Origin of the sequence: Pseudomonas syringae CC1557, assembly GCF_000452705.1 — a bacterium.
Lineage (GTDB): Bacteria > Pseudomonadota > Gammaproteobacteria > Pseudomonadales > Pseudomonadaceae > Aquipseudomonas > Aquipseudomonas syringae_F.
Genome location: NZ_CP007014.1, coordinates 2,577,635 through 2,591,420, shown reverse-complemented (window position 1 = coordinate 2,591,420; position 13,786 = coordinate 2,577,635). Strand labels below are relative to the sequence as shown.

13 protein-coding genes and 1 tRNA gene are annotated in these 13,786 nt (G+C 58.1%); 8 read left to right on the top strand and 6 right to left on the bottom strand.

Translation table 11 applies throughout. The features are described from left to right. Positions 1-67: 67 nt before the first annotated feature. From N018_RS11815 to N018_RS11795, 5 genes are all read right to left on the bottom strand, one after another. A tRNA-Gly gene (locus N018_RS11815) sits at positions 68-143 on the bottom strand. Between the two features lie 67 nt (positions 144-210). Continuing rightward, positions 211-771 carry a CDP-diacylglycerol--glycerol-3-phosphate 3-phosphatidyltransferase gene (pgsA, locus tag N018_RS11810; protein WP_007249427.1) on the bottom strand — a complete coding sequence of 187 codons (561 nt, stop codon included), beginning with the start codon at positions 769-771 and terminating at the stop codon, positions 211-213. A gap of 32 nt (positions 772-803) precedes the next feature. Continuing rightward, complete coding sequence (uvrC, locus tag N018_RS11805; protein ID WP_025389674.1) at positions 804-2,627, bottom strand: excinuclease ABC subunit UvrC; 1,824 nt, start codon at positions 2,625-2,627, stop codon at positions 804-806. A gap of 2 nt (positions 2,628-2,629) precedes the next feature. After that, positions 2,630-3,274 (bottom strand): response regulator transcription factor GacA, encoded by a 645-nt coding sequence (gene gacA / locus N018_RS11800; protein WP_007249425.1) that lies wholly within the window; start codon positions 3,272-3,274, stop codon positions 2,630-2,632. Positions 3,275-3,452: 178 nt separating this feature from the next. Next, the gene (locus N018_RS11795) at positions 3,453-3,794 is read right to left on the bottom strand and encodes a helix-turn-helix domain-containing protein (RefSeq protein ID WP_025389673.1); all 342 of its coding nucleotides are present in this window, start codon (positions 3,792-3,794) and stop codon (positions 3,453-3,455) included. An 82-nt stretch (positions 3,795-3,876) separates the two neighbouring features. On the opposite strand from N018_RS11795, the gene N018_RS11790 reads away from it, so the two are divergent. The 7 genes from N018_RS11790 to N018_RS11760 all read left to right on the top strand — a co-directional run bounded on the left by N018_RS11790 (position 3,877) and on the right by N018_RS11760 (position 11,927). Then, positions 3,877-4,098, top strand: coding sequence for a DNA-binding protein (locus N018_RS11790; protein WP_038401204.1), 222 nt, complete (start codon positions 3,877-3,879; stop codon positions 4,096-4,098). 643 nt (positions 4,099-4,741) lie between these two features. After that, the gene (locus N018_RS11785; RefSeq protein WP_025389672.1) at positions 4,742-5,824 is read left to right on the top strand and encodes a 3-deoxy-7-phosphoheptulonate synthase; all 1,083 of its coding nucleotides are present in this window, start codon (positions 4,742-4,744) and stop codon (positions 5,822-5,824) included. An 81-nt stretch (positions 5,825-5,905) separates the two neighbouring features. Then, a complete protein-coding gene (locus N018_RS11780) occupies positions 5,906-6,187 on the top strand; it encodes a peptidylprolyl isomerase (RefSeq protein ID WP_007249421.1) in 282 nt (93 codons plus the stop codon). A gap of 205 nt (positions 6,188-6,392) precedes the next feature. Beyond that, complete coding sequence (locus N018_RS11775; protein WP_025389671.1) at positions 6,393-8,261, top strand: extracellular solute-binding protein; 1,869 nt, start codon at positions 6,393-6,395, stop codon at positions 8,259-8,261. Then, the gene (locus tag N018_RS11770) at positions 8,262-9,326 is read left to right on the top strand and encodes a microcin C ABC transporter permease YejB (protein WP_024645869.1); all 1,065 of its coding nucleotides are present in this window, start codon (positions 8,262-8,264) and stop codon (positions 9,324-9,326) included. Beyond that, positions 9,326-10,348 carry an ABC transporter permease gene (locus N018_RS11765; RefSeq protein WP_025389670.1) on the top strand — a complete coding sequence of 341 codons (1,023 nt, stop codon included), beginning with the start codon at positions 9,326-9,328 and terminating at the stop codon, positions 10,346-10,348. The genes N018_RS11770 and N018_RS11765 overlap by 1 nt, the downstream gene beginning before the upstream one ends. 1 nt (position 10,349) lies before the next feature. Further along, positions 10,350-11,927, top strand: a complete 1,578-nt coding sequence (locus N018_RS11760; RefSeq protein WP_025389669.1) for an ABC transporter ATP-binding protein — start codon at positions 10,350-10,352, stop codon at positions 11,925-11,927. A gap of 185 nt (positions 11,928-12,112) precedes the next feature. On the opposite strand, the gene N018_RS11755 is transcribed toward N018_RS11760, so the two are convergent. Next, positions 12,113-13,282 carry a PilT/PilU family type 4a pilus ATPase gene (locus N018_RS11755; RefSeq protein WP_025389668.1) on the bottom strand — a complete coding sequence of 390 codons (1,170 nt, stop codon included), beginning with the start codon at positions 13,280-13,282 and terminating at the stop codon, positions 12,113-12,115. Positions 13,283-13,423: 141 nt separating this feature from the next. On the opposite strand from N018_RS11755, the gene N018_RS11750 reads away from it, so the two are divergent. Further along, positions 13,424-13,699 (top strand): peptidylprolyl isomerase, encoded by a 276-nt coding sequence (locus N018_RS11750; protein WP_024646289.1) that lies wholly within the window; start codon positions 13,424-13,426, stop codon positions 13,697-13,699. Positions 13,700-13,786 lie beyond the last annotated feature (87 nt).

Below are 13,786 nucleotides of genomic sequence, written 5' to 3'. Positions count from 1 at the left end.
AAAAAGAAGCCGAAGCTTCTCTTTTCAACGACCTACAGATGCCAATGGAAGTCTGTAGATCAAAATTTGGAGCGGGAAACGAGACTCGAACTCGCGACCCCGACCTTGGCAAGGTCGTGCTCTACCAACTGAGCTATTCCCGCATTGTCTCGATGACAGGCCGCTATTCTAGCGATTCGAATAACGACGTCAAGCCTTTGATTCAAAAACTTATTTTTTCTCGGCAGTGGTCTTGAGATGCGGCCAGGCGGCTCTGAGGTATTGCACCATCGACCATAGGGTCAGCCCCGCTGCAACGAGCAGCAATGCATAGCCGAAAATTACCCAAAAGGTGATGGCGGGCGGGTTGCCCAGCAGGATCACCAGAGCCAGCATCTGTGCAGCAGTTTTCCATTTGCCCATATTGGAAACGGCCACCTGGGCACGCGCGCCTATCTCTGCCATCCACTCACGGAGTGCGGAGATCACGATTTCACGGCCAATGATGACTGCCGCAGGCAGCGTCAGCCAGAGGTTGGCATGCGCCTGAACCAGCAGCACCAAAGCCACCGCCACCATCAGTTTGTCTGCTACCGGGTCGAGAAAAGCGCCAAACGGCGTGCTTTGCTCAAGACGACGTGCGAGATACCCGTCGAGCCAGTCGGTCGCCGCAGCGAACGCAAAGACTGCACTGGCTGCCATGTAGCTCCAGTGATAAGGCATGTAGAACAACAAAATGAAGATCGGAATCAGTAAAACGCGTAGTACGGTAATCAGATTAGGGATATTCATCGGCACAACTAGCTACGAGGTGAGCGGGCATTCTACTCGCTGTGCAGGTTTGCATAAATCGACTCTGCCAGCTTTTTGCTGATTCCGGGTGCTTTTGCGATTTCATCAATACTCGCACGGGACAATTCCTGCAATCCGCCAAAGTGTTTAAGCAGATCACGACGCCGGGTCGGTCCTACTCCGGCAACCCCTTCAAGGGTCGACGTGCGCCGGGTCTTGCCACGGCGCGCCCGGTGACCGGTGATGGCGAAGCGGTGAGCCTCGTCACGAATCTGCTGGATCAGGTGCAGCGCAGGCGAATCACCGGGCAAGGTGAATTCATGAGCGGCGTCATTCAGGTAAAGTGTTTCAAAACCGGCCTTGCGCGTTGTGCCCTTGGCCACGCCCAGCAGAATCAGGTCCGGGACCTGCAGCTCGTTGAGCACGTCGCGCGCCATGGACATCTGCCCCTTGCCACCGTCCACCAGCAGCACGTCGGGCAACTTGCCCTCCCCGGCCTTGATGCGGCTGTAGCGCCGGGTCAGCGCCTGATGCATGGCCGCATAGTCATCGCCCGCCGTCACGCCTTCAATATTGAAACGCCGGTAATCCGACTTGATAGGGCCTTCAGGGCCGAACACGACGCATGACGCTACCGTCGCCTCACCACTGGAATGGCTGATGTCATAGCATTCAAGGCGCATCGGCGGGTCGTCGAGACCCAGCACCACAGCCAGCGCCTCAAACCGCGAGGCGACGTGCTGACGATTGGCCAGACGCGCTGCCAGCGCCTGCTCGGCATTGGTGACTGCCATTTGCTGCCAGCGAGCCCGGGTTCCGCGCACGCGGTGGCTGATGACCATTTCAACGCCGCGCAGCTCTTCGATGGCGTCAATCAGTGCCGGGAAGTCTTCATTGACGACGTTGACAATCACTTCGCCAGGCAGCTCCCGATCAATGCCGCCGAGAAAATACTGAGCCAGGAAGGCCGACATCACTTCGCCGACCTCCTCTTCTATGCCCACCTGCGGGAAGAAGTTCTTGCTGCCCAGCACCCGGCCACCGCGGACACTGATCAGATGCACGCAGGCACCGCCAGGATTGACGAATGCAGCGACCACATCCACATCACCGGTACCGCCATCCATGCTTTGCTGATCCTGAACACGGCGCAACAACGCCACCTGATCACGCAACTCGGCCGCACGTTCGAAATCGAGCGCCATCGCGGCTTTTTCCATCGCAGTGTTCAGTTCGTCGCTCAACGCATTGCTGCGCCCTTCGAGAAACATGACCGAGTGGCGCACGTCTTCGGCGTAGACCTCTGGCTCGACCAGCCCGACACAAGGGCCTTTGCAGCGTTTGATCTGGTATTGCAGGCACGGTCGGGTACGGTTCTTGAAATAGCTGTCTTCGCACTGCCGAACCTGAAAGGTCTTCTGCAGCAGGCTGAGGCTTTCGCGAATCGCGCCCGCACTCGGGTAAGGCCCGAAATATCGGCCCTTGGCCTTCTTGGCGCCACGATGAATACTCAGCCGCGGAAACGCACTATCGGACAGAAACACATAAGGATAGGACTTATCATCGCGCAGCAGAATGTTGTAAGGAGGTCGCCACTCCTTGATGAGGGTCTGCTCCAGCAACAACGCTTCGGTTTCATTACCCGTAATAGTCGTTTCAATCTGGGCGATGCGCGCCACCAGCGCGCCGGTCTTCGGCGCGTGGCCAGTCTTGCGAAAGTAACTGGCGAGACGCTTCTTGAGGTTCTTGGCCTTGCCGACGTAAAGCAGGGTGGCTTCGGCGTCAAACATGCGATAGACGCCGGGGCGACCGCTACAGGTCGCAAGAAATGCACTTGGGTCGAATGTCTGGGTCATGTTCAGGCGCTGGCATCTACCATGCCGTGGCGTACAGCGAGTAAAGCCAGTTCAACATCACTGCTGATCGAAAGCTTTTCAAAGATACGATATCGGTAGGTATTCACGGTTTTCGGCGACAGGCACAGCTTGTCCGAGATGGTCTGCACCTTCTGGCAGCCGACGATCATCAGGGCAATCTGGATCTCGCGCTCGGAGAGCAGATCGAATGGCGAATTGTTGACCTGCGGCTGAAACGATTTCAACGCCAGTTGCTGGGCGATCTGCGGGCTGATGTACCGCTGACCGGCAAACACCAGACGAATGGCCTGCACCATTTCCGCCAGCCCTGCACCTTTGGTCATGTAGCCAGCAGCCCCGGCCTGCAGCAAGCGGGTCGGAAACGGGTCTTCTTCACAGACGGTGACGGCAACCACCTTGATGTCAGGATGGCTGCGCAGCATTTTACGCGTGGCTTCGAGGCCGCCGATGCCTGGCATCTTGACGTCCATCAGCACCACATCGGGCTTCAGCTCCCGCGCCTTCTTCAGCGACTCCTCACCGGAGTCCGCCTGCCCGACAACCTGCAGACCGTCTATGTCGGCCAGCATGCGAGTGATGCCTGTCCGGACAAGATCATGGTCATCGACAACTAGCACCCTAATCAAGCAGACACCTCGCGCAACGGTCATAACGAATGCCAATCACCATAACAAAAACGGCGAGTCAGACCTAGCATTGAGAAGTATGACTCGCAATAATTAGTCATTGTTGTGTTTGAATGAGCCTGCATAGAGTTCTGCTTGCCTGAAAGGCGCCGTGTTACAGGTAACGTAAACCGCGTGCTCACACCGGACTTCCGGGTGAGGAAAGCTCGGCGATGGTGATCGTCAAACGCCTTATTGCGTCCTGATCCTTCTTGTCCAGGATGCGATAGCTGCCCAGAACTTTTTCTTCGGCATCGCTTAGATCATTGACCGGGGTCGGAGTGGGCGTTCCAGTCAGCACGTAAAGCACATCCACACCTCTGGCCGCCACTGCGGCCAGGTAATCGGCCTTTGGAGTCCGTTCACCGCTTTCATACTTGCCCTGAGCGTTTGCTTCAACACCGCCGATCTCCCCGAAAACACGCTGGGACAATCGCAGACGTTCTCTTTCTTTTCTTAGTCGGTATCCAATTCCACTCATTTGAATGCATAACCCTGTTGACCCCATCCTTACGAATGGTAGAATCGATCTAAATTTAAACGATTTTGAACGGTTTTGAACTATGCCCGGAATACGTAGCGCTGCACAAGCCAAGGCCTGGCTAGAACAACAAGGTAAATCTGTTCAGCAATTTGCCCGTGAAAACAGCATTGACCCGGCGACGACTTATCAGGTGCTTGCAGGTCGCAAGAAAGGACGGCGTGGCGAGGCGCACAAGGTGGCCGTATTGCTGGGCATGAAGATAGGCACGATTCCGACTACTGAAGACCCCCACGCTGAATGAAAACAAGGAATAAACCGCAGGGTGCTTCGTTAAACCGCTAGTTCAACCGAGTATCTTCCCTGCCGCTCGCAGCGCATATCCGGCGTTCGTTGATAATCAGCCCGATTGAATTTTCCAATTGAATGCCCTGCCTTTCTTGAAGTAAGCTCCGGCTCATTCAACGGAGATTCACCATGTCACGAACCGCCCTTCCACTGCCTCAAGCCTGCTCCAGCGTCGATCGCTGTGCATTTGCTGTGGCTGGGCGTGCGGCCTCGTCGGACAGCGGTCTTCAGTTCAACACTTATTATGGGTATTGGTTTAGCCACTGGCGCGCCTGATACCTGTCTGGCGCCCACTCCAAGGGGACGCCAACCAGAGAATTCTCTACCCCCGGTCGGCTTCCCGATCGGGGGTTTTGTTTTTTAGAGCCCTGAAAAATATCACTGCATCAATTCGAGGATAACGACATGAACTACGCCACTTATTACCGCAACGAATTCGACTCCGCCTGGCGATTTAGCCAGCCCCGTTCGGAACAGCCTGCCGCCTCCGACCGGTCACTGCCAGGTGGCAACTGTAAACGTCAGGCCGATACAGCCCATTGTCGAACACCCCAGTAGGGTTCGAGCGGGAGCGCCCCGCTGCCCCAGGAAGCCAGAACATGAATTCGTCCGTTGCCGTAAAACCGTCCGATCTGTCCAGCAATGCCGTTTCTCTGCTGAACGCCAGCCCTGCCTCAAAACGCCTGCCAAGCACACTTGAGCTCAAGAACCGCTTGCCACTGAATGCAGCGCTGACCGGACAGGTCGCCACCCATCGCCGTGCGTTAAGAGCCATTCTCGAAGGTGAAGACTCCCGTCTGTTGATCATCGTCGGCCCCTGCTCGATCCACGACCCGCAGGCGGCGCTCGAATACGCAGAGCACCTCGCCGCGCTGGCTGCTGAAGTCAGCGACCAGATGCTGCTGGTGATGCGCGCCTACGTCGAGAAACCCCGCACCACGGTAGGCTGGAAAGGCCTCGCCTACGATCCGCATCTCGACGGCAGTGACGACATGGCCGCCGGGCTGGCGTTATCGCGGCAACTCATGCTCGAGATGCTCAAGCTGGGCTTACCGATCGCCACCGAAATACTGCAACCGATGGCTGCCGGCTATTTCGACGACCTGCTGAGCTGGGTGGCTATTGGCGCGCGCACCACCGAGTCGCAGATCCATCGGGAAATGGCCAGCGGCCTGCCCATGGCGGTCGGCTTCAAGAACGGTACCGACGGTGGCGTAGCGGTGGCCTGCGATGCCATGCGCTCAGCAGCTCACCCGCATCGCCATTTCGGTATGGACCGACAGGGTCATCCGGCAATTATCGACACTCAGGGCAACCCGAACACGCACATCGTGCTGCGCGGTGGGCATGGCGGCCCCAATTATGCCCGGCACCAGATTGCCCAGGTGCAGGCCAGTCTGGCGAAGAACCACATCGCCTCACGAATCATGGTGGATTGCAGCCACGCCAACAGCGGCAAAGACCCATTGCGCCAGCCACAGGTGTTCAATGATGTGCTGGGACAGAGGCTGCTGGGTGACACCTCATTGATCGGCATGATGATCGAGAGTCATTTGTTCGACGGTTGCCAGCCGCTTGGAGGAACGCTGAAGTATGGCGTTTCAGTCACCGACGGTTGCCTTGGCTGGGCAGGCACCGAGGAATTGCTGCGCGGAGCGGTTGACCGGCTGCGCTACAGATGATGCCGGTGATGGAACTTTGTCGGGAAATGCCGCACTGAATCCGGTAGGCTGATTCTTTTTTTTAACAGGAGATTGTTTCCCATGGCTAAAGCCACTGCCCGCCACATCCTCGTTTCCAGCGAAGACAAGTGCAACGAACTGAAGACCCAAATTGAAGGCGGCGCTGATTTCGCAGAAATCGCCAAGGCCAATTCCAGCTGCCCATCCAGCCGTCAGGGCGGTGATCTGGGTTCGTTCGGTCCAGGCCAGATGGTCAAGGAATTCGACACTGTCGTATTCAGCGCGCCAGTGAACGTCGTCCAGGGTCCGGTAAAGACCCAGTTCGGCTATCACCTGCTGGAAGTGACCAGCCGCCAGGATTAATCCTGTCACGCTGAGCACCAGACGGCCCATCTTCGGATGGGCCGTTGTCGTTTGCGCCCTGTTTTTTCGTTGGTCACGAGGTTCAGCGCAATGAACAGCGGCGGCTTGGCGAAGCGCTGATTTGCCTGTAGAAGATAGAGCCATGTACCAGTAGTTTGCCCTTAACCCTGACATCAGCCCACGAATGTCAGTCAGGATTCGAGTCATGCGTTTTGCCTGTTTATCGTTGATCGCTTTAACGCTGACGTTGGTCGGCACCTTCCAGGATGTGTCCGCAGAGCCACACCACGCCCTGACTGTCTACGGAGAAGCGCCACGTTACCCGGCCGACTTCAAACACTTCGATTACGTAAACCCCGATGCCCCCAAAGGCGGCAGCATGCGTCGCTCGGCCATCGAGATCGGCCAGTTCGATCACCTTATGCCGTTTACCGACAAGGGCATGGGCGTGTCTCAAATCACGGGCATGCTCTATTCACCCCTGGCCACACGTTCACTGGATGAGCCCTACACGGTTTACGGACTTGTCGCGGAGAAAATGGAACGCGGCGCGGATGGGTTGTCCCTGCGGTTCTACCTGAACCCGAAGGCGCGCTTCGCTGACGGCACACCCATCACTGCCGAAGACGTGAAATACACCTACGAACTGCTGATGACCCAAGGCAGCATGCAGTACCGCACGCAATTCGAGGCGGTCAAAGGCCTGCAGGTCGAATCGGCAACCCGGATCCGCTTTGACTTCAAGAACAACGACAGCCGTACCCTGCCCCTCGACCTCGCCTCACTGCCGGTGTTTCCGGAGCACTGGTGGAAAACCCGCGACTTCGCCAGTGGCGCCGGATTCGAGATCCCGCCGGGCAGCGGTCCTTACCGCATCAGCCATGTCGACCCAGGCCGGAGCATTACCTTCAAGCGCGACGCCGACTGGTGGGGCAAGGATCTGCCGGTCAACAAGGGCTTCTACAATTTCGACACGTTCACCGTCGAGTATTTTGGTGATATCGACGTAGCGCGCACGGTCCTCAAAGGCGGTGCCTACGATTACAACCGCGAGTTTTCAGCAACCGGCTACTCCATCCGTTATGACGGCCCGCCCCTCAGTGACGGGCGTCTGCAAAAAGGTCAACTGGCCACAGGCGCAATACAAAGCTCACAAGGTTTCGTATTCAATCTGAGCAAGCCCATGTTTCAGGACCGCCGCGTGCGCAAGGCGCTGGCCATGCTCTGGGACTTCGAATGGACCAACCGGCAGATGATGCGCAACATGTACATCCGCCAAAGCAGCTATTTCTCCAACTCTGAACTGGCCGCCACTCAATTGCCCACGGCTGCCGAGCTGAAAATTCTCGAGCCTCTGCGAGGCAAGGTTCCCGAAGAGGTGTTCCATAGCGTGTTCAGAGCGCCGCAAACGGATGGCTCGGGCGTTATTCGTGACAAACAGCTGCAGGCTCTTGCCCTGATGAAAGAAGCAGGCTGGACCCCGAAAGGCGATGATCTGGTCAATGCTCAGGGCGAGCCGTTCAGTTTTACCTTCCTCAACAGCCAGACCGGTTTCGAGCGCATGCTGCTGCCCTATAAGCGCACCCTGGCGCAGATCGGTATCCATTTCGACATTCGCCGGATCGACGCAGCGCAGTATCTGAACCGGGTCATGGCTCGTGATTACGACATGATTGTCAGCGGTTACGCAGTCTCCACCTCGCCTGGAGCCGAGCTGTACAACAACTTTGGCTCGAAGGTGGCCATGGACCCAGGTTCAAGCAATTACATGGCCCTTCAGGACCCCGCAGTGGACACCTTGATTGCCGGGCTCATCAAGGCCGACAGCAAGGAGACGATGACCGACTACGCACGCTGTCTGGACCGGGTGCTGCAATGGAATGACTATTGGATTCCCAACTATTACCCGCCAGGCTCATCCACCGTGTGGTGGAACCGTTTCGGTATTCCGAAGATTCAGGCCAGCAACAGCGAAGCCATCGAAACCTGGTGGGAGATCAGCCCGACGCCGCTGACCAATGCCCAATTTGCCGAGAAACGCGGTGCGTCAGCCCTCCCTTCGGAGATCAACTGAATGCTCGGTTACATTCTGCGGCGCCTGCTGCTGATCATCCCTACCCTGCTGTGCATCCTGCTGGTCAACTTCTTCATCGTGCAAGCGGCGCCCGGCGGTCCGGTCGAACAGGCCATTGCCCGTCTGCAAGGTATCGGCGGGGTCACAGCGGGCGCGGGCGCCAGCGAGTCGGTCGGTGCCGGCCATTCCCGAGCCTCACGCGGCCTGGACCCCAAGCTGATCAAGGATATCGAACGGCAGTATGGCTTCGACAAGCCGCTGCATGAGCGCATGTGGCTGATGTTGAAGAACTACGCGAGCCTGGACTTCGGCAACAGCTTCTTTCGCGGCGCCAGCGTCACGGACCTGATCCTGCAAAAGATGCCGGTATCGATTTCATTGGGGCTCTGGGCGACGCTGTTGACGTACCTGGTGTCGATCCCGCTGGGGATTCGCAAGGCGGTCAAACACGGCAGCCAGTTCGATATCTGGAGCAGCACCGCGATTATCATCGGCTACGCAATGCCGGCTTTTCTGTTCGCCATGTTGCTGGTGGTGGTGTTCTGCGGCGGCACCTCCCTCAACTGGTTTCCGGTGCGCGGGCTGGTCTCGGACAACTTCGATGAGTTATCGACCCTCGGCAAGATCGCCGATTATTTCTGGCATCTGGTGCTGCCCGTTTCTGCACTGGTAATCGGCGGCTTTGCCACGCTGACCCTGCTCACCAAACACTCTTTCCTCAACGAGATCACCCGCCAGTACGTGACTACAGCCCGCGCCAAAGGCATGAGCGAGCGGCGTGTGCTGTATGGGCATGTGTTCCGTAACGCCATGCTGCTGGTGGTGTGTGGCATACCTCAGGCGTTTATCAGCGTGTTCTTTGCCGGCTCGTTGCTGATCGAAGTGATTTTCTCGCTGGATGGTCTGGGGCGCATGAGCTATGAAGCGGCTGTTTCACGGGACTACCCTGTGGTGTTCGGTTCGCTGTTCATCTTCACGGTGTTCGGCCTGCTGATCAAACTGGTCGGTGACATTTGCTACATGCTGGTTGACCCCAGAATCGACTTCAGCGCGAGGAGTGCCTGATGCGCAGCCTTTCACCGCTGGCGCGTCGCCGCCTGGAGCGCTTTCGCAGCAATCGTCGCGGCTGGTGGTCGCTGTGGCTGTTCTGCGGCCTGTTTGCCCTGACCCTGGGCGGCGAACTGATCGCCAACGACAAGCCGTTGGTCGTCAGTTATCAGCACTCGCTTTATTTTCCGGTTTTCAAACGCTACACCGAGCAGCAATTTGGCGGGGAATTGCCTTTCCAGCCCGATTACCGCAGCGATTACGTGCGCAAGCTGATTGCCAAGGGCGATGGCTGGATGCTGTTTCCGCCGATTGCGTTCAGCGCCGATACGCCCAATTACGATTTGACCATTCCGGCCCCCAGCCCACCCTCATCTACCAACTGGCTGGGGACTGACGATCAGGCGCGGGACGTAATGGCACGGGTCATTTTCGGCGCACGTGTGTCGATTCTGTTTGCCCTGGCCCTGACCTTCATAAGTGCGCTGATCGGCATCACCGCTGGCGCATTGCAAGGCTATTACGGCGGCTGGGTGGACCTGTTCGGGCAGCGGTTGCTTGAAGTCTGGTCGGGTTTGCCGGTGCTCTATCTGCTGATCATCCTGTCAGGCTTTGTCGAACCCGACTTCTGGTGGCTGCTGGGTATCATGGCGTTGTTTTCCTGGCTGACCCTGGTGGATGTGGTGCGTGCCGAGTTCCTCCGCGGCCGTAACCTGGAGTACGTCAAGGCCGCGCGTGCGCTTGGCCTGGGGGATCGCAAAGTGATCATGCGCCACATCCTGCCCAATGCGATGACGGCCACATTGAGCTATTTGCCTTTCATCCTTACCGGGGCTATCTCGACCCTGACCGCGCTGGACTTTCTCGGTTTCGGTATGCCCGCAGGTAGCGCTTCGTTGGGCGAGCTGATCGCTCAGGGCAAACAGAATCTGCAAGCGCCCTGGCTCGGCCTGACCGCGTTTTTTGCCCTCGCCCTGATTCTTACGCTGCTGGTGTTCATTGGCGAGGCGCTGCGCGATGCCTTCGACCCGAGGTCCTGACATGTCGGAAAATCTGATCGAAATTCGCCACCTGAGCGTTGCGTTCAACGGCCAGAAAGTGGTCAGCGACCTAAGCCTGGATGTGCGGCGCGGGGAGTGTCTGGCGCTGGTCGGTGAATCCGGCTCAGGCAAATCCGTTACTGCGCACTCGATCCTGCAACTGCTGCCCCGTAGCGGCACGCAGACCACCGGCAGCATTACTTATCGAGGGCAGCAGTTGGTGGGCGCCGATGATCGCACCCTGCGTGAGCTGCGTGGCAACCGGATTGCGATGATCTTCCAGGAGCCGATGACTTCGCTGAACCCACTGCACAGCGTGTCTCGGCAGATCGGCGAGACGTTGTTGCTGCATCGCGGCATCAGCGGCCGTGAAGCGCAAAAACGTATCGTCGAGCTGTTGCAACTGGTCGGTATTCAACAGCCTGAAAAGCGCTTGAAAGCCTATCCGCACCAGTTGTCGGGCGGCCAGCGGCAGCGGGTGATGATCGCCATGGCGCTGGCCTGTGAGCCGGAGTTGCTGATTGCCGACGAACCGACCACTGCGCTGGACGTCACCGTGCAACGCAAAATCCTTTTGCTGCTCAAGGAACTGCAACAGCGCCTGAACATGTCGCTGCTGCTGATCAGCCACGATTTGAACCTGGTGCACAGCGTGGCGCAGCGGGTGTGTGTTATGCGCGCTGGCGAGATTGTCGAGCAGGCCGATTGCAAGTCACTGTTCAAATCGCCGCAACACCCTTACAGCCGTTTGCTGCTGGATGCCGAGCCTGCGGGAGAGCCACTGCCTCGCGACAGCCGGGAAACGGTGCTGCAAGTCGATAACCTGAAAGTCTGGTTCTCGCTGACCGGCGGCATTCTACGTCGCCATAAGGAATACCTGAAAGCAGTGGACGACATCAGCCTGAGCATCGAGCGCGGCAAGACACTGGGTATCGTCGGCGAATCGGGTTCCGGCAAGTCGACACTGGGCCAGGCGATCCTGCGCCTGCAGGAATCGCAAGGCAGCATCCGCTTTCGCGGGCAGGCACTGGACGGCTTGAGCCAGAAACAGATGCGACCGTGGCGTAAAGAGATGCAAGTGGTCTTTCAGGACCCTTACGGCAGCCTCAGCCCGCGCATGTCCGTGGCGCAGATCATCAGCGAAGGGCTGGAGGTGCACAGCCCACTGTCCCCCGCGCAACGCGACGCCGAGGTAATTCGTGCGCTGCAAGAGGTCGGCATCGACCCGCAGAGTCGTCACCGCTACCCCCATGAGTTCTCCGGTGGTCAACGCCAGCGCATCGCCATTGCTCGCGCGCTGGTGCTGAAACCGGCCCTGATTCTGCTCGACGAACCGACCTCGGCGCTGGACCGTACCGTGCAGAAACAGGTCGTCGCCCTGCTCCGCGATCTGCAGCAAAAACATGGCCTGACCTACCTGTTCATCAGCCATGACCTGGCCGTGGTCAAAGCCCTGGCCCATGACGTCATTGTGGTCAAGGACGGCAAAGTGGTAGAACGCGGCGCCAGCCATGACGTGTTCGATGCGCCGCAGCATCCCTACACCCAGGAATTGCTGGCAGCTGCGCACTCGGGTTGATCATTGTCGGCTGTTCAGTGGGTGATAAGGAGCTGGGCCTCATGCGTCCGGTCTTGAGTCTGCAGCGTGACGTAGATCTGTGACGCAGAGCGTCACGAACGGCGCTCCCACGCTGGAGCGTAGGGAACGATAACCTCAATTATCGTGCGACGCTCCGCGTCCGCCTTGGCGTGTTACGCGCCACCTTATGCCTGCGGGCCCCGCTCGTCGTCATCGACCAGCCCCCACTCCGCCGTGTTTGCGGTGCTGCTGCCGGTCGGTGCCGGGGGCGGCGTGGTCAGGGTCGCAGCTCCGCCTTCGCTGTGAAGCTTGAGGCGCAGCCGTACGTTGTTCTGCGAGTCGGCATTCTTCAACGCTTCCTCTTCGCTGATCGCCCCTTCCACTGCCAGATTGAACAAGGCCGAGTCAAAGGTCTGCATACCAAGGCTGGCGGATTTTTCCATGATGCCCTTGAGTTCGGTCAGTTCGTTGCGCTGAATCAGATCGCGAATGGTCGGCGTGCCCATCATCACTTCCACCGCCGCCCGACGCTTGCCATCCGGCGTTTTGACCAGCCGCTGGGAAACAAACGCCTTGAGGTTATTGCCCAGGTCATGCAGCAACTGCGCGCGCCGCTCTTCCGGGAAAAAGTTGATGATCCTGTCCAGTGCCTGATTGGCGTTGTTGGCATGCAGGGTCGAGATCACCAAGTGTCCGGTGTCGGCAAACGCCAGCGCATGCTCCATGGTTTCGCGATCACGAATTTCGCCGATCAGAATCACATCCGGCGCCTGGCGCAAGGTGTTCTTCAACGCGGCGCGGAAGCTGCGGGTATCGACGCCGACTTCGCGCTGGTTGACGATGGACTTCTTGTGCCGATGGATAAACTCCACCGGGTCTTCAATGGTGATGATGTGCCCGCTGGCGTTGCGATTTCGGTAATCGATCAGGGCTGCCAGCGAGGTCGACTTACCCGAACCGGTTGCACCGACGAACAGCACCAGACCGTGCTTTTCCATGACCACATCGAGTAACACAGGCGGCAGGAAAAGCTCCTCGAAGCGCGGGATGTCCAGCTTGATGTTACGGGCAACAATAGACACTTCGTTGCGCTGCATGAAGATATTGATCCGGAAGCGACCGATGCCCGCCAGCGACACCGCAAGGTTCATCTCCAGTTCACGCAGAAATTCGAGCTTCTGCTCTTCGTCCATCAGCCCTTGGGCAATCAACGCCACATCGCCGGGTTTGAACGTCTCGCTGCCGAGTGGCTTGAGCACGCCATTGAACTTGGCGCACGGCGGTGCTCCGGTGGAAAGATAGAGGTCCGATCCGTCCTGATTGGCCAGAATCTTCAACAGCGCCGGAAAATCCATAATCAATACCGTACAAAATGAATGAACAAACAGTGAGCCGTCATGACGGCACGCGTAAAGCGCAACAGCTTCTCGCCAGGCAGGAAAGTGCTGATCAGTACAGGCATAATGGCAGCCTTTTGCGACAGGTGATATTGCGACATGAAAGCCCAGGCCCGCCACATTCTGGTGAAGACCGCCGAAGAAGCCGAGCAGCTCAAGCAGCGTATCGCCAAAGGCGAGGCGTTCGATGTGCTGGCCAGGAAGCATTCTAGCTGCCCGTCCGGCAAACGTGGCGGCGATCTGGGCGAAGTCCGGCCGGGACAGATGGTGGGCGCCATCGATCAAGTGATCTTCAAAAAGCCGTTACGCGTCGTGCATGGCCCAATCAAGAGCAAATTCGGTTACCACCTGGTGCAAGTCTTCTATCGCGACTGACCATTACGCCTTGAAGCAAAAAACCTCGGGTCGTTTTGCGACCCGAGGTTTCAAAAAGCATCAGCAAGGACAGGCCTGTGTGAGCCC

Bases quoted from the DNA above. Each gene is read 5' to 3' on its own strand.
- N018_RS11775 (WP_025389671.1), top strand. From the start codon at position 6,393: ATGCGTTTTGCCTGTTTATCGTTGATCGCTTTAACGCTGACGTTGGTC.
- N018_RS11760 (WP_025389669.1), top strand. From the start codon at position 10,350: ATGTCGGAAAATCTGATCGAAATTCGCCACCTGAGCGTTGCGTTCAAC.
- N018_RS11790 (WP_038401204.1), top strand. From the start codon at position 3,877: ATGCCCGGAATACGTAGCGCTGCACAAGCCAAGGCCTGGCTAGAACAA.
- N018_RS11780 (WP_007249421.1), top strand. From the start codon at position 5,906: ATGGCTAAAGCCACTGCCCGCCACATCCTCGTTTCCAGCGAAGACAAG.
- N018_RS11765 (WP_025389670.1), top strand. From the start codon at position 9,326: ATGCGCAGCCTTTCACCGCTGGCGCGTCGCCGCCTGGAGCGCTTTCGC.
- N018_RS11750 (WP_024646289.1), top strand. From the start codon at position 13,424: ATGAAAGCCCAGGCCCGCCACATTCTGGTGAAGACCGCCGAAGAAGCC.
- N018_RS11795 (WP_025389673.1), bottom strand. From the start codon at position 3,794: ATGAGTGGAATTGGATACCGACTAAGAAAAGAAAGAGAACGTCTGCGA.
- N018_RS11755 (WP_025389668.1), bottom strand. From the start codon at position 13,282: ATGGATTTTCCGGCGCTGTTGAAGATTCTGGCCAATCAGGACGGATCG.
- N018_RS11785 (WP_025389672.1), top strand. From the start codon at position 4,742: ATGAATTCGTCCGTTGCCGTAAAACCGTCCGATCTGTCCAGCAATGCC.
- uvrC (WP_025389674.1), bottom strand. From the start codon at position 2,627: ATGACCCAGACATTCGACCCAAGTGCATTTCTTGCGACCTGTAGCGGT.
- N018_RS11770 (WP_024645869.1), top strand. From the start codon at position 8,262: ATGCTCGGTTACATTCTGCGGCGCCTGCTGCTGATCATCCCTACCCTG.
- pgsA (WP_007249427.1), bottom strand. From the start codon at position 771: ATGAATATCCCTAATCTGATTACCGTACTACGCGTTTTACTGATTCCG.